17 protein-coding genes are annotated in these 18,064 nt (G+C 70.6%); 11 read left to right on the forward strand and 6 right to left on the reverse strand.

All coding sequences use genetic code 11. The features are described from left to right. The first annotated feature begins 43 nt into the window (after window positions 1-43). Window positions 44-1,009 carry a DMT family transporter gene (locus DFP88_RS06245; RefSeq protein ID WP_110813602.1) on the forward strand — a complete coding sequence of 322 codons (966 nt, stop codon included), beginning with the start codon at window positions 44-46 and terminating at the stop codon, window positions 1,007-1,009. On the opposite strand, the gene DFP88_RS06250 is transcribed toward DFP88_RS06245, so the two are convergent. Both DFP88_RS06250 and DFP88_RS06255 read right to left on the reverse strand, forming a co-directional pair. Further along, entirely contained in the window at window positions 1,006-1,944 is a 939-nt protein-coding gene (locus DFP88_RS06250) for a formate/nitrite transporter family protein (protein ID WP_110813603.1), read from the reverse strand. The two genes, DFP88_RS06245 and DFP88_RS06250, sit on opposite strands and share 4 nt — an antisense overlap. 59 nt (window positions 1,945-2,003) lie before the next feature. Next, entirely contained in the window at window positions 2,004-3,404 is a 1,401-nt protein-coding gene (locus DFP88_RS06255; RefSeq protein WP_110813604.1) for a phosphomannomutase, read from the reverse strand. A gap of 176 nt (window positions 3,405-3,580) precedes the next feature. On the opposite strand from DFP88_RS06255, the gene DFP88_RS06260 reads away from it, so the two are divergent. Then, complete coding sequence (locus DFP88_RS06260; protein ID WP_110813605.1) at window positions 3,581-5,035, forward strand: mannose-1-phosphate guanylyltransferase/mannose-6-phosphate isomerase; 1,455 nt, start codon at window positions 3,581-3,583, stop codon at window positions 5,033-5,035. A gap of 101 nt (window positions 5,036-5,136) precedes the next feature. On the opposite strand, the gene DFP88_RS06265 is transcribed toward DFP88_RS06260, so the two are convergent. Together DFP88_RS06265 and DFP88_RS06270 are read right to left on the reverse strand one after the other, a co-directional pair. Then, entirely contained in the window at window positions 5,137-6,204 is a 1,068-nt protein-coding gene (locus DFP88_RS06265) for a DUF2793 domain-containing protein (RefSeq protein WP_110813606.1), read from the reverse strand. 102 nt (window positions 6,205-6,306) lie between these two features. Continuing rightward, window positions 6,307-7,176 (reverse strand): branched-chain amino acid aminotransferase, encoded by an 870-nt coding sequence (locus DFP88_RS06270; RefSeq protein WP_110813607.1) that lies wholly within the window; start codon window positions 7,174-7,176, stop codon window positions 6,307-6,309. A gap of 159 nt (window positions 7,177-7,335) precedes the next feature. On the opposite strand from DFP88_RS06270, the gene DFP88_RS06275 reads away from it, so the two are divergent. Both DFP88_RS06275 and DFP88_RS06280 read left to right on the forward strand, forming a co-directional pair. Further along, window positions 7,336-7,839 carry a MarR family winged helix-turn-helix transcriptional regulator gene (locus DFP88_RS06275; protein WP_245904717.1) on the forward strand — a complete coding sequence of 168 codons (504 nt, stop codon included), beginning with the start codon at window positions 7,336-7,338 and terminating at the stop codon, window positions 7,837-7,839. A 9-nt stretch (window positions 7,840-7,848) separates the two neighbouring features. Beyond that, the gene (locus DFP88_RS06280; protein WP_110813609.1) at window positions 7,849-8,559 is read left to right on the forward strand and encodes a response regulator; all 711 of its coding nucleotides are present in this window, start codon (window positions 7,849-7,851) and stop codon (window positions 8,557-8,559) included. An 81-nt stretch (window positions 8,560-8,640) separates the two neighbouring features. Here DFP88_RS06280 and DFP88_RS06285 read toward each other — a convergent pair whose 3' ends face one another. Next, the gene (locus DFP88_RS06285; RefSeq protein WP_245904718.1) at window positions 8,641-9,075 is read right to left on the reverse strand and encodes a PRC-barrel domain-containing protein; all 435 of its coding nucleotides are present in this window, start codon (window positions 9,073-9,075) and stop codon (window positions 8,641-8,643) included. A 193-nt stretch (window positions 9,076-9,268) separates the two neighbouring features. Here DFP88_RS06285 and DFP88_RS06290 point away from each other — a divergent pair, with 193 nt between their 5' ends. The 7 genes from DFP88_RS06290 to DFP88_RS06320 all read left to right on the forward strand — a co-directional run bounded on the left by DFP88_RS06290 (window position 9,269) and on the right by DFP88_RS06320 (window position 17,094). After that, window positions 9,269-10,192, forward strand: coding sequence for a histone deacetylase family protein (locus tag DFP88_RS06290; RefSeq protein ID WP_110814162.1), 924 nt, complete (start codon window positions 9,269-9,271; stop codon window positions 10,190-10,192). After that, window positions 10,189-10,434, forward strand: a complete 246-nt coding sequence (locus tag DFP88_RS06295; protein WP_110813611.1) for an exodeoxyribonuclease VII small subunit — start codon at window positions 10,189-10,191, stop codon at window positions 10,432-10,434. The genes DFP88_RS06290 and DFP88_RS06295 overlap by 4 nt, the downstream gene beginning before the upstream one ends. A gap of 4 nt (window positions 10,435-10,438) precedes the next feature. Then, window positions 10,439-11,302, forward strand: a complete 864-nt coding sequence (locus tag DFP88_RS06300) for a polyprenyl synthetase family protein (protein WP_110813612.1) — start codon at window positions 10,439-10,441, stop codon at window positions 11,300-11,302. Window positions 11,303-11,309: 7 nt separating this feature from the next. Beyond that, window positions 11,310-13,238 (forward strand): 1-deoxy-D-xylulose-5-phosphate synthase, encoded by a 1,929-nt coding sequence (gene dxs / locus DFP88_RS06305; RefSeq protein ID WP_110813613.1) that lies wholly within the window; start codon window positions 11,310-11,312, stop codon window positions 13,236-13,238. A gap of 128 nt (window positions 13,239-13,366) precedes the next feature. Beyond that, entirely contained in the window at window positions 13,367-14,347 is a 981-nt protein-coding gene (deoC, locus tag DFP88_RS06310) for a deoxyribose-phosphate aldolase (protein WP_181418575.1), read from the forward strand. Between the two features lie 10 nt (window positions 14,348-14,357). After that, complete coding sequence (locus DFP88_RS06315; RefSeq protein ID WP_110813615.1) at window positions 14,358-16,682, forward strand: aldehyde dehydrogenase family protein; 2,325 nt, start codon at window positions 14,358-14,360, stop codon at window positions 16,680-16,682. A 76-nt stretch (window positions 16,683-16,758) separates the two neighbouring features. After that, window positions 16,759-17,094, forward strand: coding sequence for a hypothetical protein (locus tag DFP88_RS06320; protein ID WP_110813616.1), 336 nt, complete (start codon window positions 16,759-16,761; stop codon window positions 17,092-17,094). 87 nt (window positions 17,095-17,181) lie between these two features. Here the strand turns inward: DFP88_RS06320 and DFP88_RS06325 are convergent, their stop codons facing one another. After that, the gene (locus DFP88_RS06325) at window positions 17,182-18,042 is read right to left on the reverse strand and encodes an SDR family oxidoreductase (RefSeq protein WP_110813617.1); all 861 of its coding nucleotides are present in this window, start codon (window positions 18,040-18,042) and stop codon (window positions 17,182-17,184) included. Between the last annotated feature and the right edge of the window lie 22 nt (window positions 18,043-18,064).

Genomic DNA, 18,064 nt, shown 5'->3' on the forward strand with positions numbered 1-18,064 from the left:
TGGCCGCTTCGCTAGAGTGCGCGCAACGAAAGGCCCCCTCCCCATGCCCGCTCCCGAGACGACCCCCGCCGAGACTGCCCCGCGGCGGGACCAGCCGCTGAAGGGCATCTTTCTCAAGGTTCTCTCGGTCTGCATCTTCGTGTGCATGGCGAGCCTGATCAAGGCGACCTCGGGCCATGTGCCGCCGGGCCAGGCGGTCTTCTTCCGCTCCTTCTTCGCGGCGCCGGTGATCCTTGTGTGGCTGCTGATGCTGGGCCAGCTGCGCCACGGCCTCGAGACGGCGGCACCGATGAGCCACCTCTGGCGCGGGATCGTCGGCACGACGGCCATGGCCTTCAACTTTGCCGCCCTTGGCCTGCTGCCGCTGCCCGAGGTGACGGCGATCGGCTATGCCGCGCCGCTGCTGGTGGTGGTGCTGGCGGCGATGTTCCTCGCCGAGAAGGTGCGCCTGTTCCGGCTGTCGATGGTGGCCCTTGGCCTTGTCGGCGTGATGATCGTCCTGTCGCCGCGCCTCTCGCTGGGCGCCGGGCCGATCCAGCCGACCGAGGCGCTGGGCGCCGTCGTCGCGCTGGCCGGCGCGATCTGCGCCGCGCTGGCGCAGGTCTTCGTGCGCCGCATGACCGAGACGGAAAGCACCGCCGCCATCGTCTTCTGGTTCTCGATCACCGCGACGATGCTCTCACTGCTGACGCTGCCCTTCGGCTGGGTCTGGCCGACGCCGGCCGAGGCCGCGATGCTGGTCATGGCCGGGATCAGCGGCGGAATCGCGCAGATCCTGATGACCTCGAGCTATCGCTATGCCGATGCCTCGGTCATCGCGCCCTTCGACTACGTCTCGATGCTGCTGGCCATCGTGATCGGCTACCTCGTCTTCTCCGAGGTGCCGACCGGGCCGATGCTGGTGGGGGCGGCGATCATCATCACCGCCGGCGTGCTGATCATCCTGCGCGAGCGCTGGCTGGCCCTGCCGCGCGGCCGCGCCCGCAAGGCGATGACCTGGAACGGCTAGAGGACGCGGGGCCTCTGCCCCTCGACCGGGTCGGGAATGCGGTCGCTGACGATCTCTTCGCGGACCTGGCCCCAGGCGGTCATCGTGAAGACCGCCGTGCCGCCGACGATATTGCCCGCCAGCACCGGCAGCCAGAAGCCGAAGGCGGCATGCATCCAGCCCAGCTCTCCGCGGATCAGCAGGAATACCATCTCGACCGTGCCGGCGATGATATGGGTGAAATCCCCCGCCGCGATCAGCCAGGTGAAGAGCATGATGATCCAGAAGGCCTCATGCTCGCCCGATGACAGCATCCAGACCAGCGCGGCGATCAGGATGCCCGCCGGGATTCCCTTGACGAAGCTCATCGTGGCGCCGGTCCCCGTGGCGTGATCCGAGATCGCCGCCATGGCCGAGACGACCTCGGGTGCCAGCGCCGGCGTCAGCGCGAAGAAGGCCGCCGCGATGGCGCAGCCGACGGCATTGGCCACCAGCACGGTCAGCCAGAGCCGCGCGACGTAATAGGCCATCTTCGGCCTCGGCCGGGTCAGCAGCGGCAGGACGGTGGTGATGACGTTCTCGGTGAACAGCTGCATCCGGCTGAGGATCACCAGCAGGAAGCCGATGCTGTAGCCCAGGTTCTCGACCAGCGGGCGCCAGGTGGCGTCGGGCAGGTAGGCGCGGAAGATCGATTCGCCCAGCACCGAGGCCGAGATCAGCATCCCCGCCGCGATGCCCGAGAAGATCAGCGACCGCCAGGGCCGCTTCAGCTCTTCCTCGCCCTGCCGCAGCACGACGTGGTAGACCAGCCGCGCCGTCAGGTGAGAGGCCTGATCGACGGCCTTGTCCTCGGCCTCGTCCCGCACCTTGACCGAAGAGGGGGCCTCCTCCTCGGACAGGTCGTCATCGCTGCCGGTGCCGGGGGCCTGCCGCGGCCTGTCATCTTGATCTGTCATGTCCCCCAGATGCCGCGTTGCCGCCGCAGATCAAGGGCGATCGTGCAGGGCAGCCCGGCTCAGCCCCGCGACAGCCTCTGGTCCAGCCGGTCGAGGTGGGCCGTCATCAGCGCCTCGGCGCGGGGCGCGCTGGCGGCCTCGGCGTAGCAGCGCATCTCGGGCGCATTGCCCGAGGGGCGCAGATGCACCACCTCGCCGCTTTCGAACAGCACCCGCAGCCCGTCCGTCAGGTCGAGCGCCTGTTCCGGCGCCCCGGTCTCGAAGAAGGCCGCCCGCGCCTCCGGCTCTGCCTCGAGCGCGGCGATAAGGGCGGCGGCGGCCTGCGTGTCGATGCCGGTGACCCGGCCCGAGGCGGTGAAGCGCGCGGGCAGGGCGGCGGCCAGCTGCGCCAGGCTCTGCCCCGCCGCGCGGGCGGCGGCGAGGGGCGCGATCAGCGGCAGCAGCGCATCGCGCGTCATCAGCGGCGGCAGCGGCCCGGCGGGGCCCTGCGCCTCGAACCCGAGGAGGAAGCCGCCGTTCGCCTCGTAGCCCGCGACGCGGGCCTGCGGGTCGTCCCGCAGCGCCGCCTCCATCCCGGCGATGACATGGGGCGAGCCGATGCGCGTGCGGGTCACCGCGAAATCGCCCATCGCCTCGACCAGCGTGTTCGAGGAGACCGGCGTGACGAGGGCCTTCGCCCCCAGCATCCGCGCCGTCAGCGGCCCCAGCACGTCGCCCGGCAGCACCTGCCCGGCGCCATCCGCCAGCAGCGGCCTGTCGCCGTCGCCATCGGTCGAGACCACGGCATCAAGGCCATGCTGCGCCGTCCAGGCGGGAAGCAGGTCGCGCAGCGCCGGGTCCACCGCCTCGGTGTCGACGGGCACGAAGACCTCGGACCGCGCCAAGGGCACGCAAACCGCCCCCAGCGCCTGCAGCACCTCGGCCAGCAGGTCCCGCGCGACGGAGCTGTGCTGGTAGACGCCGATCCGCAGCCCCTCCAGCGCCCGCGGGCCGAAGGCCTCGGTATAGCGCGTCGCATAGGCGGCGCCGCAGCCGGGGTCCTCCTGCAGGGGGCCGGTCGTGCCGCCCCCGGTTTCGGCCTGTTCCAGCGCGGCGAGGATCGCGGCCTCGTCGCTCTTGGCGATCTCGCCGGTCGGCAGGTAGAACTTCAGCCCGTTGCGGTCGTCCGGGATATGGCTGCCGGTGACCATGATCGCCGCCTGCCCCCGCCCCATCGCCGCCAGCGCCAGCGCCGGGGTCGGCACGGCGCCGCAATCGGTGGCCTCGAGGCCCGCCTCGCGCACCGCCGCGAGAACAGTCTGGCCGATCCTCGGGGAACTGGCGCGCAGGTCGCGCCCGACATGGACCCCGCCGCCATGCGGGCAGGCGGCGAGGAAGGCCCGCACATGCGCGGCGACAAGCGCGTCCGTCAGCTCGGTGACAAGGCCGCGCAACCCGCTGGTGCCGAATTTCGGGGGCATGATCACTCCTTCGGGGCCGCGTCCATCGGTGTGACCCTAGCGCCGGGCGTGGCCGCGGGGCAAGGCGGCGCGGGACGCAAGACACTGACGCACCTGCGCTCCTTGACTTCCCGCGGCGGCTCCCGCCGACTGGGGGGGCCCCTTTGCGGGGGCGCCGACACAACGCGCGAGGGCCCATGACCCAGATCACCCCCGTCATCCTCAGCGGCGGCTCCGGCACCCGCCTCTGGCCGCTGTCGCGCAAGAGCTACCCCAAGCAGTTCGCGCGCCTGATCGGCGAGGAGAGCCTGTTCCAGTCCTGCGCCCGGCGCCTCTCGGGCGAGGGCGCGGATGGGCTGCGGTTCACCCCGCCGGCGATCGTGACCGGCGCCGATTTCCGCTTCATCGTGACCGAGCAGCTGCAGGAGGTGGGCGTCGATCCCGGCCCCGTGGTGATCGAGCCCGAGGCGAAGAACACCGCCCCCGCCGTGCTGGCCGCCGCTCTGCATGCGCAGGCGCAGGACCCCGAGGCGGTGCTGCTGGTCGCGCCCTCGGACCACCTGATCCCGGATGCGGCGGCGTTCCGCGCCGCCGTGGCGCAGGGGATGCAGGCCGTGACCGAGGGGCGTCTGGTGACCTTCGGCATCCGTCCCGACCGCCCCGAGACGGGCTACGGCTACCTGCACCTCGCCCAGGCCCCGGACGGCAGCGGCGGCCCCGTCCCGCTCGAGGCCTTCGTCGAGAAGCCGGCCCTGGCCGAGGCCGAGAGGATGCTGGCCGATGGCGCCTATCGCTGGAACGCCGGGATCTTCCTCTTCGCGGCAAAGGACATCGTCGCGGCCTTCGACCGGCATGCCCCCGCCATCGTGGCCCCGGTGCGCGCGGCGCTCGAGGCGGCGCAGCACGACCTGGGCTTTCTGAGGCTGGCCCCCGGCCCCTGGGCCCGTCTGCCGGACGACTCCATCGACTACGCGGTGATGGAAAAGGCCGAGGCGCTCTCGGTCGTGCCCTTCGACGGCGCCTGGTCGGACCTGGGCAGCTGGGAGGCCGTGCTGCGCGAGACGGCGCCAGAGGCGGGCGGCACCGCCACGAGCGGCAGCGCGCTGGCCATCGACTGCCGCAACACCCTCCTGCGCAGCGAGGATCCGGAGGTGGAGCTGGTCGGCATCGGCCTCGACGGCATCTTCGCCGTGGCGATGCCCGACGCGGTGCTCGTCGCGCGCCTCGACCGGGCTCAGGACGTGAAACAGGCGGTGACGGCGCTGAAGGCGCGCGGTGCCCGGCAGGCCGAGGCCTTTGCCATGGATCACCGCCCCTGGGGCCATTACGAGACGCTGGCCCTCTCGGACCGCTTCCAGGTCAAGCGCATCGTGGTCAAGCCCGGCGCCGCCCTCAGCCTGCAAAGCCACCACCACCGGTCAGAGCACTGGATCGTCGTCGCCGGCACCGCCCGCGTCACCGTCGACGGCACCGTGCAGCTGGTGACCGAGAACCAGTCCATCTACGTGCCCTTGGGCTCGGTCCACCGGATGGAGAATCCCGGCAAGGTGCCGATGGTGCTGATCGAGGTGCAGACCGGCAGCTACCTCGGCGAGGACGACATCATCCGCTACGAGGACGTCTATGCCCGGGGCCAGGGCGCAAAGGGCTGAAGCCGCGCCCCCTTCTTCTCTTTGAAAATATCCCGGGGGAGAGGCCGCAGGCCTCGGGGGCAGCGCCCCCCGCGCCGCCCCCGCCCGCGCGCCAACTGGCCTTAGCCCCAGCGCCCCACGGCCATGGCGCGGTATGTCGCCCCCGTGCCCTGCGTCGTCGCGGCGAAGCCCTGGATCAGGGCCGAGACACCCGCATCGGCACCGGGCCGGGCATTGGCCCAATGCCCCGCCGCGCCGCTACAGTGAACCTGCAGCGCAGGCGCGGCGATGAAGGCGCGCGGAAAGGTCCAGGTGATCTCGGGCGCGGTGAAGAGGGCCCCGAGCGGCTGGTCCGCCGCCGAAGCGCTCAGCGCGGGCGAGAGGCAGATCTGCGTCCCGTCGGCCAGCCGCAGCCAGGCGCCATCCGCGCTCTCCCCCCGGTCCAGCAGGGCGCCGGTGGCGGCGCCTGCGTCCAGAGAGACGGCGCCGAGCACGTTGCCGCTATGATAGGCGGTCGCCCCACCGATGGTCAGGCCGGGGCCGAAGGCCGCGGCGCCGCTCGCGCCGTCGAAGGCGACGCCCTGCGACCAGTCCGCGCCATCGGCCGAGACCTTGATCGCGAAGGCGTCGCTGCCGGCGGTGCCCATCTCGGCCCGGCCGGACCAGCCGGTCTGGAACAGAAGGCTCGCGGTATCGCCCGGCGCGGCCTTGTTCAGCTTCAGCTGGTGGCCCGCGCCCTCATGCGTCAGCAGCGTCGCATCGGCGGCGACGGCCAGCCTGTTGGTGGCATCGGCATCGGTGTTCAGCCCCAGCATCTCCTGCCGCGCCGCGCCGCCGCCGGTGCCCGTGCTGCCGGCCACCGACCAGGTGCCGGCGCCGAAGACCAGCGCCGCATCCTCGGCCAGGCAGCGCAGCTGCCAGCCCGGCGCGGGCCGCAGGAACAGCCAGCCGCCGTTCGAGAAGACGGCGACAGCGCCGTCCTGCCCGGTCCAGGCGCCGGCCGCGCCCGCAGCGACGATATGGCGCTGGCCGGGGGCGGGTTCGGCGGGCGGCGCCGTGCGATCCCGGTCCTGCACGACGGGCATCACCAGCGCGTCCAGCCGCTCCAGCGCCTCGTTGTGGGTGACGTGTTTCTGGGCCTGCGCCGGCTGGAGGACGGGCAGGCCGAGATTGGCGGTGGTGTCGGGCATCGGCGACCTCGCGAGGTGAATGACATCCCCCGCAGCCTGCCGACCTGGCCCTAAGGCGGGCTGACGGCGCCGAACGCGCCGCCGCCCGCCCGCGCAACGCCCCTAGCTGCGCACGAGCTTTTCGTAGGCCTCGGCGATGTCGCGGGTCATCTGCCCGACCTCGAAGCTGTAGTCGCCGATCTGCCCGACGGGGGTGACCTCGGCGGCGGTGCCGGTCAGCCAGCACTGCTCGAAGCCTTCCAGCTCCTCGGGCATGATGTGCCGCTCGTGCACCGTCACGCCGCGCTCGTGCAGCATCTGCAGCACGGTCTGCCGGGTCAGCCCGTTGAGGAAGCAGTCGGCGGTAGGGGTATGAACCTCGCCGTCCTTGACGAAGAAGATGTTCGCCCCCGTCGCCTCGGCGACATAGCCGCGGTAGTCGAACATCATCGCGTCCGAGCATCCCTTGGCCTCGGCGGCGTGCTTGGACATGGTGCAGATCATGTAAAGCCCGGCGGCCTTGGCCTGGCTGGGGATCGTCTCGGGCGAGGGGCGTTTCCACTTCGAGATGTCGAGCTTGGCGCCCTTCATCTTGGCATCGCCGTAGTAGTTCCCCCATTGCCAGCCGGCGACGACCAGCCGCACCGGGTTGCGCGCGGCCGAGACGCCCATGTCCTGGCCCGAGCCGCGGAAGGCGACGGCGCGGACATAGGCATCGGTCCAGCCGTTCGCCTTGAGCATGTCGTCCTTGGCGGCGTCGATCTCCTCGGCGGTATAGGGCAGCTCCATGTCGATCAGCTCGGCCGAGCGGATCAGCCGCTGGCTGTGCTCGTGCCCCTTGAAGATCGTGCCATTGTAGCAGCGCTCTCCTTCGAAGACGGAGCTGGCGTAGTGCAGACCATGGGTCAGCACATGGACCTTGGCCTCGCGCCAGTCCACCAGCGTGCCGTCCATCCAGATCGTGCCGTCGCGGTCATCAAAGGCTCCGTCCATCGAAGCACCCCTTTTCATTTGCGATGCTTGCGCTGCAATGTCCGATGTGGACATATTGTTGCGCAAATTCGGCGCCTGACGTAGCAGCGCGCTACTGGACAGTCAACAGCCCTGACGTATTCTGCGGCGGGGCCGGCAAGCAGTCGCAAGGGGGGCATGATGGGCGAGACGACGCGCGGCGGGCAGGCGCTGCTGTTCCTGACGGACGAGCAGCTGCGCCGCGGCATCGAGGCGATGTATTTCGCCTACCGCGGCTTCACCGCCGATCCCGACCGCATCCTCGAGGAGCGGGGGCTGGGCCGGGCGCATCACCGCGCGATCCATTTCATCCACCGCAGCCCCGGCGCCACGGTCGGCACCTTGCTGACGCTTCTGGGCGTGACCAAGCAGTCGCTGAACCGCGTGCTGCGCACGCTGGTCGAGGAGGGGCTCGTGGTGCAGCGCATCGGCACCAGCGACCGCCGCGAGCGGCGGCTGCACCTGACGCCCGAGGGCGAGGCGCTGGAACGCGCGCTCTCGGATGCGCAGCGCGAGCGGCTGCGCGCGGCCTACCGGCGCGCCGGCCCGGCCGCCGTCGCAGGCTTTCGCGAGGTGCTCGAGGCGATGATGGACCCGGAGTTGCGGCACCACTACGATGTCACTGCCCGCAAGGGAGAGCCCTAGGAGCCGCTGATGGACAGGCCGCATCTTCTGGTCGTCGACGACGATTCGCGCCTGCGCGAGCTACTGCGCAAGTTCCTGCGCCGCGAGGGCTACCTCGTCACGGCGGCGCGCGACGCGGCGCAGGCGCGGCGCCTGCTGGCCGGACTGGAGTTCGACCTGATCGTGCTGGACGTGATGATGCCGGGCGAGGACGGCATCAGCTTCTGCCGCGCCCTGCGCGAGGAGCGGGGCCTGACCCTGCCGGTGCTGCTGCTGACCGCGCGCAGCGAGACGCAGGACCGAATCTCCGGTCTCGAGGCGGGGGCCGACGATTACCTGCCCAAGCCCTTCGATCCCAAGGAGCTGGTGCTGCGCATCAATGCCATCCTGCGCCGCCTGCCGCCCGCAGAGGCGCAGGCCGCGCGCCCCAGCGTGCTGCACCTTGGCGCGATCCGCTACGAGATCGAGCGCGGCGAGATGTGGCAGGGCGATATGCCGGTGCGGCTGACGGCGACCGAAAGCGCCCTGATGCGCATCTTCTCTGCCCGCCCCGGAGAGCCGGTCAGCCGCGCCGAACTGACGCGGGAGCTGGGACGAGAGGCCGGCCGCGAGGGCGAGATGCAGGAACGCGCCGTTGACGTGCAGATCACCCGCCTGCGCCGCAAGTTCGAGGCCGATCCCCGCCAGCCGCGCTACCTGCAGACCATCCGCGGCGCGGGCTACATGCTCGCGCCGGACTAGGGCGGGGCCCACCGGACAAGAAAAAGCCCCCGCAGGGCGATCCTGCGGGGGCCAAGTCTTCGTCAAATCGAAGATCGGGGCTTATTGCCACCAGCCTTCGTCGACGCTCGGCAGCTCTTCGAGCTGCTCTTCGTTGTAGCGCGTGATCAGCGCGTAGCCGTCATCCGAAGGCGTCAGGTCAACGTCGGTCAGGTTCAGCAGAACGTGCTTGTCGCCGATGTCGAGAAAGCCGCCGACTTCGACCACGACGCCTTGCAGCGAACCGGACTGGTCAAGGACAACATCCTCAATCTCACCGATCTGGTTCCAGTCGGCGCCGACGCCGTCATAGCCCGACCAGCCCCAAGCGTAATCGCCTTCCGGCGCGCCCCAGGAGCCTTCGTCATAGGCCTCGTTCGTGGTGTAGACGGGGCTGCCCGTCATGTCGCGGGTGCGGATCAGTTGATCCCACTGCGGCGTCTCGTAACCGGTATCGGACATCGTGTCCTGAGCGATCGCGGGGGTGGTGGACGCCATCAGGGCTGCGGCAAGAATTGCACCAGTCGTTTTCATGGTCTTTCCTCCAAAGTCGTTGTTGCCAACCCAAGGCGTGGCAGCGGAAATCGTTCCTGAAAAACCGGCTGGGCGAGCAGGCGCGGCGCTGCGGCAAGGCCATGCGCCGTCAGGACGGGGCTTGTCCTCGACCAGTCTTTTGGTCTTCCTCGCGGGCATGGTCACAGCCCTCATCACCCATTCCGCCTGCCTTGGACACGATACGCCGCCGGGCCACCCCGAGCGCGTCGAACGGCTGCGCACGGTGCTCGCCGTGCTCGACGGCATGGATCTCCAGCGGCACGAGGCGCCGATGGCGGCCGAGGCCGATATCCTGCGCGTCCATCCCGAAAGCCACCTGCGCGCCCTGCGCGAGGCCGCGCCGGAGGAGGGGCTGGTGGCGCTGGACGGCGACACCTTCCTCTCGCCCGGCAGCCTCGAGGCCGCCTGGCGCTGCGTCGGCGCCGCGCTGAAGGGGGTGGACCTCGTGCTGGGCGGGCAGGCGCAGACAGCCTTTGCCGCCGTGCGCCCGCCGGGCCACCACGCGGAACGCGAGACGGCGATGGGCTTCTGCCTGTTCGGCACCGTCGCGGCGGCGGCGAAATACGCGCTGGATCACCACGGTTTGGCCCGTGTCGCGATCCTCGATTTCGACGTGCACCACGGCAACGGCACGCAGGACCTTGTCGAGGACGATCCCCGCATCCTCTTCTGTTCGTCCCATCAGGCGCCGCTGTTTCCCGGCACCGGCGCCGCGCATGAGACCGGCGCGGATGACAACGTGGTGAACGTGCCGCTGCCCGCGGGCACCGACTGGCCGACCCTGCGCCGCGCCTGGAACCGCACGATCCTGCCCCGGGTCGAGGCCTTTGCCCCCGAAATGATCTTCATTTCCGCCGGTTTCGACTGTCACCGAGCCGACCCGCTGGGCGGCATGACGCTGGAGGCGGCGGACTTCGGCCTGCTGACGGAGCGGATCATGGAGGTGGCAGAGGAGTGTTGCGGCGGGCGCGTCGTCTCCGTACTTGAGGGCGGATACGATCTCGCGGCCCTCGCCGCCGGGGTCGCGGAGCATGTGAACGTGCTGAAAGGTGGGGCATGAGCGAGACGCAGAAACCCGTCGAGGAAATGAGCTTCGAAGAGGCGATCCGCGAGCTTGAGACCGTGGTCGGCCAGCTCGAGCGCGGCGACGTGGCGCTGGAGCAGTCAATCGCGCTCTATGAGCGCGGCGCCAAGCTGAAGACGCGCTGCGAGACGAAGCTCGCCGAGGCCGAGGAAAAGGTCGCCAAGATCACGCTCGACGCCAGCGGCCAGCCGCAGGGCACCGCCCCGCTCGAGGGCTGAGGGCATGTCCGCGCTCGACGACGGCCTTGCCCGCGCCCGCGCCATCGCGGAAGAGGCGCTGCCCGAACGGGGCGAGCGCCTTGGCCCGCTGGCCGCGCCGATGGGCTATGCCATCGAGGGCGGCAAGGCGCTGCGCGGCTTCCTCGTGCTGGAAGGCGCGCGGCTGCACGGGCTGGACGAGGGCGCGGTGCGCGGCGCGGTTCAGGCCGCCGAATGCCTGCACGCCTATTCTCTGGTGCATGACGATCTGCCCAGCATGGACGACGACGACCTGCGGCGCGGCCGCCCGACCCTGCACCGGCAGTGGGACGAGGCGACGGCGATCCTGGCCGGCGACGGGCTGCAGGCCCTGTCCTTCGAGCTTCTGGCCGGGCTGGACCTGCCGCCAAGCCGCGTCGTCGCGCTGATCCGCGGCTTCGCCAGTGCCGTCGGCGCCGAGGGGATGGTTCTGGGCCAGGCGATGGATATCGCCGCCGAGACGGCCGAGGCGCCGCTGACGCTGGAGGAGATCACCGACCTTCAGGCCAAAAAGACCGGCGCGCTGATCCGCTGGTCCGCCGGGGCGGGCGCCGTGATGGCGGGCGCCGACGACGGCCCGCTCGACACTTATGGCCGGGCGCTGGGCATGGCCTTCCAGATCGCCGACGACCTGCTCGACGTGACCGGCGATGCCGGCACGGTGGGCAAGGCCACGGGCAAGGATGCCGATGCCGGCAAGGCCACCTTCGTCTCGCTTCTGGGGCTGAAGGCGGCGCAGGCGCGCGCGAGCGCCCTTGTCGAAGAGGCCTGCGACGCGCTCTCGCCCTACGGGCCGGACGCGGAAACCCTGCGCGATGCCGCGCGTTTCGTCATTTCACGCAAGCGTTAGGTACCGCATGAGCAGACCCAGCACGCCGCTTCTCGACCGCATCCGGACCCCCGCCGATATGGCAGAGCTGTCCGATAGTGACCTGCGGCACCTTGCCGACGAGTTGCGGGCCGAGACGATCAGCGCCGTCAGCGAAACCGGCGGCCATCTGGGCGCGGGCCTCGGCGTGATCGAACTGACGGTAGCGCTGCATGCGATCTTCGACGCGCCGCGCGACCGGCTGATCTGGGACGTCAGCCACCAGGCCTATCCGCACAAGATCCTGACCGGCCGCCGGGACCGCATCCGCACCCTGCGGCAGGAGGGCGGTCTGTCCGGCTTCACCAAGCGGGCGGAAAGCGTCTTCGACCCCTTCGGCGCGGCCCATAGCTCCACCTCGATTTCGGCGGCGCTGGGCTATGCCGCGGCGCGCGACCTTGGCGGGCGCGGCATCGACGACGCGGGTATCGGCGATTGCATCGCGGTGATCGGCGACGGCGCGATGAGCGCGGGCATGGCCTACGAGGCGATGAACAACGCAGGCCACCTCGACAAGCGCCTGATCGTCATCCTCAACGACAACGAGATGAGCATCGCGCCGCCAGTGGGGGCGATGTCCTCCTACCTCTCGCGGCTCTATGCCGGGGCGCCGTTCCAGGAGCTGAAGTCCGCCGCCAAGGAAGCCGTCAACTTCCTGCCCGGCCCCTTCCGCGAGGGGGCGAAGCGGGCGAAGGACGTGCTCAAGCACATGGCCGTCGGCGGCACCCTCTTCGAGGAGCTGGGCTTTTCCTACGTCGGCCCGATCGACGGGCACGACATGGAGCAGCTTCTGGCGGTGCTGCGCACGGTGAAGTCCCGCGCCGACGGGCCGGTTCTGATCCATGCGATCACCAAGAAGGGCAAGGGCTACGCCCCCGCCGAATCCGCCGCCGACCGCGGCCATGCGACGACCAAGTTCGACGCGGTGACCGGCGAGAAGTCCAAGGCCAAGAGCAACGCGCCCTCCTATACCTCGGTCTTCGCCAAGGCGCTGACGGGGCTGGCCGAAGAGGACAAGCGCATCTGCGCGGTGACCGCCGCCATGCCCGACGGCACCGGCCTTTCGGGCTTTCTCGAGCGCTTCGCCGACCGCGGCTTCGACGTCGGTATCGCCGAGCAGCATGCGGTGACCTTTGCCGCGGGCCTCGCGGCGGGGGGAATGCGGCCCTTCTGCGCGCTTTATTCCACCTTCCTGCAGCGCGGTTACGACCAGGTCGTGCACGACGTGGCGATTCAGCGGCTGCCGGTGCGCTTCGCCATCGACCGCGCGGGCCTTGTCGGGGCGGACGGGGCGACCCATGCCGGCGCATTCGACGTGGCGTATCTGTCCAATTTGCCCGGCTTTGTCGTGATGGCCGCCGCCGACGAGGCGGAGCTGGTGCGCATGGTGGCCACCGCCGCCGCGCATGACGAGGGGCCGATCGCCTTCCGCTTTCCGCGCGGCGAGGGCGTGGGCGTCGAGATGCCCGCCGATCCGCAACCGCTGGAGATCGGCAAGGGCCGCATCGTGCGCGAAGGGCGGGGCGTTGCCCTGCTGAGCCTTGGCACCCGGCTGCAACCGGCGCTGAAGGCCGCCGAGGCGCTGGCCGCGCGCGGGATCGAGGCGACGGTGGCCGATGCGCGCTTTGCCAAGCCGCTGGACCGCGAGATGATCCTGGGGCTGGCGCGCGATCACGACGCGCTGATCACCATCGAGGAAGGCGCGGTCGGCGGCTTCGGCAGCCATGTCGCGCAGCTTCTCGCGGACGAAGGCGCCTTCGACGCGGGGCTGAAGTTCCGCATGATGACGCTGCCCGACAGCTTCATCGACCAGGCCTCGATGGAGGCGATGTACCGCGTCGCCAAGCTGGGCGCCGAGGATATCGAGGCCAAGGCCCTCGAAGTGCTGGACGTCGCCGCGATCGAGCGCCGGGCCTGAGGGGGCCGGCCTCGGGGGGCATCGAGCCCCCGCTCGGCCGGCCCGCCGCTGACGCGGCGGCGCGCGCTGCACGGGGCATTCCCCAGAGGGCCCTCGCCGCGCTAGACTGGCGCCCAAGGGAGGACGAGATGACATCATTGCCCGCGACCGCCACGCAGATGGCCCTGCATCACGCCCGCAATGCCGGCACCGCGCTGGAGCCGGCGATGTTCGAGGGTCATGCCGTCAACCGCAGCGCTGCCGAGAAGCGCGCGGCCCAGCTGACGACCCGGCGCAGCGTGAAGAAGGCGCACCAGGCGGCCTGGCTGGTCAATGCGATCCGCTGCATCGACCTGACCACCCTTGCGGGCGACGACACCGCCGGCCGCGTCCGCCGCCTTTGCGCCAAGGCGCGCCAGCCGATCCGCCCCGATATCGCCGAGGCGCTGGGCGTCACGGTCACCACCGGCGCCGTCTGCGTCTACCCGACCATGGTGCCCCATGCCGTCGAGGCGCTGGAGGGAACGGGCATCCCCGTCGCCTCTGTCGCCACCGGCTTTCCCGCCGGGCTGATGCCGCTTCCCCTGCGCCTCGAGGAGATCCGCTGGGCGGTGCAGCAGGGCGCGCAGGAGATCGACATCGTCATCACCCGCGAGCACGTGCTGACCGGCAACTGGCCGGCGCTTTACGACGAGGTAAAGGCGATGCGCGAGGCCTGCGGCGACGCCCACCTCAAGGCGATCCTCGCCACCGGCGATCTGGCGACGCTGGGCAATGTCTATGCCGCGAGCATGGTGGCGATGCAGGCGGGCGCCGATTTCATCAAGACCTCGACCGGCAAGGAGGGGGTGAACGCCACGCTTCCCGTCTCGCTGACCATGGTGCGGGCGCTGCGCGACTATGGCGCCATCACCGGCGAGCGCATCGGCTTCAAGCCGGCGGGCGGGATGAAGACGGCGAAGGATGCCATCGCCTGGCAGATCCTGATGCGCGAGGAGCTGGGGCGAGACTGGCTGGAGCCGGATCTCTTCCGCCTCGGCGCCTCGTCAATGCTGGGCGATATCGAGCGGCAGCTCGAGCATCACGTCACCGGGCGCTACGCCGCCGCCCATCGCCACGCGCCAAGCTGAGGGGGCAGGCATGACCGAGATCACCGATATCCTGAAGACGATGGAGTATGGCATGGCGCCCGAGGACAGCAGCGCCGTGCGGGATTGGCTTGCGCGGCACGAGGCGGGCTTCGGCCACTTCATCGGCGGCAGCATGACAGCGCCGGGCGAGACATTCGAGGTCACGGCCCCGGCCAGCGGCGATGTGCTGGCGCGCGTCACGCAGGGCACGCAGGCCGACGTCGAGGCCGCCGTGGCGGCGGCGCGCAAGGCGCAGCCGGGCTGGGTCGGGCTTTCGGGGCACGAGCGGGCGCGACACCTTTACGCGCTGGCGAGGCACGTCCAGCAGCACGCGCGCTTTTTCGCGGTGCTCGAAAGCCTCGATAACGGCAAGCCGATCCGCGAGAGCCGGGATGTCGATGTCCCCCTCGTCGCGCGGCACTTCTACCACCATGCCGGCTGGGCCGAGCTGATGGAGACCGAATTCCCCGGTGCCGCCCCTCATGGCGTCTGCGGCCAGATCATCCCATGGAACTTCCCGCTGCTGATGCTGGCCTGGAAGGTCGCACCGGCGCTGGCGGCGGGCAACACGGTCGTGCTGAAACCGGCGGAATACACGCCGCTGACGGCGCTGGCCTTTGCCGAGATCGCGCGCGAATGCGGGCTGCCCAAGGGCGTTCTAAACATCGTCACCGGCGATGGCGAGACCGGCGCCGCGCTGGTCGCGGCGGATGTCGACAAGCTGGCCTTTACCGGATCGACCGAGGTGGGGCGGATCATCCGGCGCGAGACCGCCGGGCGCGGCATCCCCCTGACGCTGGAGCTTGGCGGCAAGTCGCCCTTCGTCGTCTTCGCCGATGCCGACCTCGATGCCGCGGTCGAGGGCGTGGTCGATGCGATCTGGTTCAACGGCGGGCAGGTCTGCTGCGCCGGCGCCCGCGTCCTCGTGGCCGAGGCGGTGGAAGAGCGTTTCACCCGCCTGCTGAGCGCCCGGATGAAGGCGCTGCGCATCGGCGATCCACTGGACAAGAACACCGACATGGGGGCCATCGTGCATCCCGTGCAGCTGGACCGCATCCGGCGGCTGGTGGCGCAGGGCGTCGCGGAGGGCGCAGAGCTGATCCAGGGCGATTGCCCGGAGGGCTGCTTCTACCCCGCCACCATCGCCCGCCACGTGGAGCCGGCGAGCACTTTGGCCACCGAAGAGATCTTCGGCCCCGTGGCGACGATCACCAGCTTCCGCACGCCCGAGGACGCGGTAAGCCTGGCCAATGCCACGCGCTACGGCCTCGCCGCCTCGATCTGGACCGAGAACGTTAACCTCGCGCTCGACGTGGCGGCGCAGGTCAAGGCGGGCGTCGTCTGGGTGAATGCCACCAACCTTTTCGACGCGGGCGCGCCCTTCGGCGGCATGCGCGAAAGCGGCTTTGGCCGCGAGGGCGGGCGCGAGGGGATGGGCGCCTACCTCAAGGCGCCGCAGCCCGAGGGCTGGGAGACGGCGCCCGAGGCGCCCGGCGCTGCGCCCGGCCTCGGCCAGCCGCAGCAGGGCATCGACCGCACCGCCAAGCTCTATATCGGCGGCAAGCAGGCGCGGCCCGATTCGGGGTACAGCTACGCGGTGCCGGGCGGTCTTGCCGGCCTCGGCAATCGCAAGGATATCCGCAACGCCGTCGAGGCGGCGCGCAAGGCCAAGGGCTGGGGCAAGGCCACCGGGCATAACCGCGCGCAGGTGCTCTATTACCTCGCCGAGAACCTCTCGGCCCGCGCGACGGAGTTCGAGGCGCGCCTCACCGCCTCCGGCAGCAGCGACGCCGCGCAGGAGGTCGAGACCGCGATCCGCCGCTGCTTCTGGTACGCCGCGCAGGCGGACAAATTCGACGGCGCGGTGCGGCCCACGGTCGGGCGCCACGTCACGATGATGATGCCCGAACCCTTCGGTGTCATGGGGATCGCCTGCCCGGTGGAGCAGCCGCTTCTGGGCTTCGTCAGCCTCGTGCTGCCGGCCATCGCGATGGGCAATGCCGTCGTCGCGGTGCCCAGCCAGACGCATCCGCTGGCGGCGACCGACCTTTACCAGGTGCTCGAGACCTCGGACGTTCCGGCGGGCGTGGTCAACATCGTCACCGGTGAGCGTGACGTTCTGGCCAGGACCCTGGCCGAGCACGACGATGTCGCGGCGCTCTGGTACGCGGGGAGTGCCGAAGGCGCCCGCGTGGCAGAGGCGGCGAGTGCCGGAAACCTGAAGTCCACATGGTGCCTCGGGTCCCGCGACTGGTCCGGCCCGGATGGGCAGGGCCGCGCCTTCCTGGAGCGGGCGACGCAGATCAAGACGATCTGGACACCCTACGGCGCCTGATCGCCCGCCGCCCCGCCGCGGAACATCCCGCGAGCGGGGCGGTTTCCCCCGTGACCTTACGCGAGGGAGTCGCACGATGACCGACGGCAAGAGCCCCACGTCCGACCAACTTCGGGACCAGATCGACCACGGCGAAGGCGGCGACAAGGTGTCGGCCGAGGATCCCGCGAGCGCGCCTCTCGGCACGGATGCCGAAGCGGGCGGCAACCCGCCCACCCGCGACGAGCTGGAGCTGGCCCGGAAGGGTGAGATTGCAGGCCGCGAGAACGGCCCGCCGCCGGCCAGTCAAAACGAGCCGCAACAGGCCCGGGCGGCGGAGCACGAGGAGCGGACGTCTCGTGGCAGCAGCGCCCTGTGGATCGGCGCGGCGGTGGTGGTCGTGATCGTGCTGGTGATCTGGCTCGCGACCTGAGGGCGGGACAAGAGAGGGGGCTCTGCCCCCTCGGCCCTGGCGGGCCTCACCCCCGGGATATTTTCGAAGAGAAGATGCAGCGGGCCCTCAGGCCTCGGGTTGCTCGGCTTCTAGGATCGCCTTCAGGCCGCTGCGGTAGTCTGGGTAGGCGAGGCTCACACCGAGGTCAGCCTTGATCCGGTCGTTCCGCACACGCTTGCTCTCGGCGTAGAAGCTGCGAGCCATGGGCGACATGTCGGCCTCGTCGAAATCGACCGCTTCTGGAGGGGGCATACCCAGCAACTCGGCGGCATGGGCGATCACGGCGTCTGGCGGGGCGGGATCGTCGTCGCAGACATTGTAGATGCGCCCCGGATCGGGCTGCGCGATCGAGGCCATGAGTACCTGCGCGATGTCCTCGACATGGGTGCGGCTGAAAACCTGTCCCGGCTTGACGATCCGCCGCGCGCTGCCGCGCCGCAGCTTTTCGAAGGGGCCGCGGCCCGACCCGTAGATGCCGGCGAGGCGGAAGATGTGAAGCGGCAGCCCCGGCACCTCGGCCCAGGCGGCCTCTGCCGCGACGCGATGCCGGCCGCGCTCCGTCGCCGGGTCTAGTGCGCTGTCCTCGTCCACCCAGCCGCCCTGCCGGTCGCCGTAGACGCCGGTGGTGGAGAGGTAGCCGACCCAGCGAAGCTGTGGCGCGGCGGCGGCGATCTCGGGCCCTAGGGCGGCAAGGACGGGATCGCCCGCCTCGGATGGAGGGGCGGAAATCAGCAGGTGGTCGGCGGCGGCGAGGGCGGGCCGCGGATCCTCCCCGGGCCAGAGCACCGGCTCGACGCCGCTGGCCACCATCTTTGCGGCCGTCTCGGCATGGCGCGTCGTCCCGATCAGGCGCCAGCCCTGCGGCTGAAGGCGGCGGGCGAGGGCGCGGGCGGTATAGCCATGGCCGAAGGTCAGAAGCGTGGGCATGGGGCTACCTGACAGCCGCGCC

Source organism: Pseudoroseicyclus aestuarii (assembly GCF_003217255.1).
GTDB lineage: Bacteria > Pseudomonadota > Alphaproteobacteria > Rhodobacterales > Rhodobacteraceae > Pseudoroseicyclus > Pseudoroseicyclus aestuarii.

Coding starts and splice junctions, on each gene's coding strand:
- deoC (WP_181418575.1), top strand. CDS start 13,367: ATGACATCATTGCCCGCGACCGCCACGCAGATGGCCCTGCATCACGCC.
- DFP88_RS06315 (WP_110813615.1), top strand. CDS start 14,358: ATGACCGAGATCACCGATATCCTGAAGACGATGGAGTATGGCATGGCG.
- DFP88_RS06260 (WP_110813605.1), top strand. CDS start 3,581: ATGACCCAGATCACCCCCGTCATCCTCAGCGGCGGCTCCGGCACCCGC.
- DFP88_RS06275 (WP_245904717.1), top strand. CDS start 7,336: ATGGGCGAGACGACGCGCGGCGGGCAGGCGCTGCTGTTCCTGACGGAC.
- DFP88_RS06295 (WP_110813611.1), top strand. CDS start 10,189: ATGAGCGAGACGCAGAAACCCGTCGAGGAAATGAGCTTCGAAGAGGCG.
- DFP88_RS06265 (WP_110813606.1), bottom strand. CDS start 6,204: ATGCCCGACACCACCGCCAATCTCGGCCTGCCCGTCCTCCAGCCGGCG.
- dxs (WP_110813613.1), top strand. CDS start 11,310: ATGAGCAGACCCAGCACGCCGCTTCTCGACCGCATCCGGACCCCCGCC.
- DFP88_RS06250 (WP_110813603.1), bottom strand. CDS start 1,944: ATGACAGATCAAGATGACAGGCCGCGGCAGGCCCCCGGCACCGGCAGC.
- DFP88_RS06255 (WP_110813604.1), bottom strand. CDS start 3,404: ATGCCCCCGAAATTCGGCACCAGCGGGTTGCGCGGCCTTGTCACCGAG.
- DFP88_RS06325 (WP_110813617.1), bottom strand. CDS start 18,042: ATGCCCACGCTTCTGACCTTCGGCCATGGCTATACCGCCCGCGCCCTC.
- DFP88_RS06245 (WP_110813602.1), top strand. CDS start 44: ATGCCCGCTCCCGAGACGACCCCCGCCGAGACTGCCCCGCGGCGGGAC.
- DFP88_RS06270 (WP_110813607.1), bottom strand. CDS start 7,176: ATGGACGGAGCCTTTGATGACCGCGACGGCACGATCTGGATGGACGGC.
- DFP88_RS06285 (WP_245904718.1), bottom strand. CDS start 9,075: ATGGCGTCCACCACCCCCGCGATCGCTCAGGACACGATGTCCGATACC.
- DFP88_RS06300 (WP_110813612.1), top strand. CDS start 10,439: ATGTCCGCGCTCGACGACGGCCTTGCCCGCGCCCGCGCCATCGCGGAA.
- DFP88_RS06280 (WP_110813609.1), top strand. CDS start 7,849: ATGGACAGGCCGCATCTTCTGGTCGTCGACGACGATTCGCGCCTGCGC.
- DFP88_RS06320 (WP_110813616.1), top strand. CDS start 16,759: ATGACCGACGGCAAGAGCCCCACGTCCGACCAACTTCGGGACCAGATC.
- DFP88_RS06290 (WP_110814162.1), top strand. CDS start 9,269: ATGGTCACAGCCCTCATCACCCATTCCGCCTGCCTTGGACACGATACG.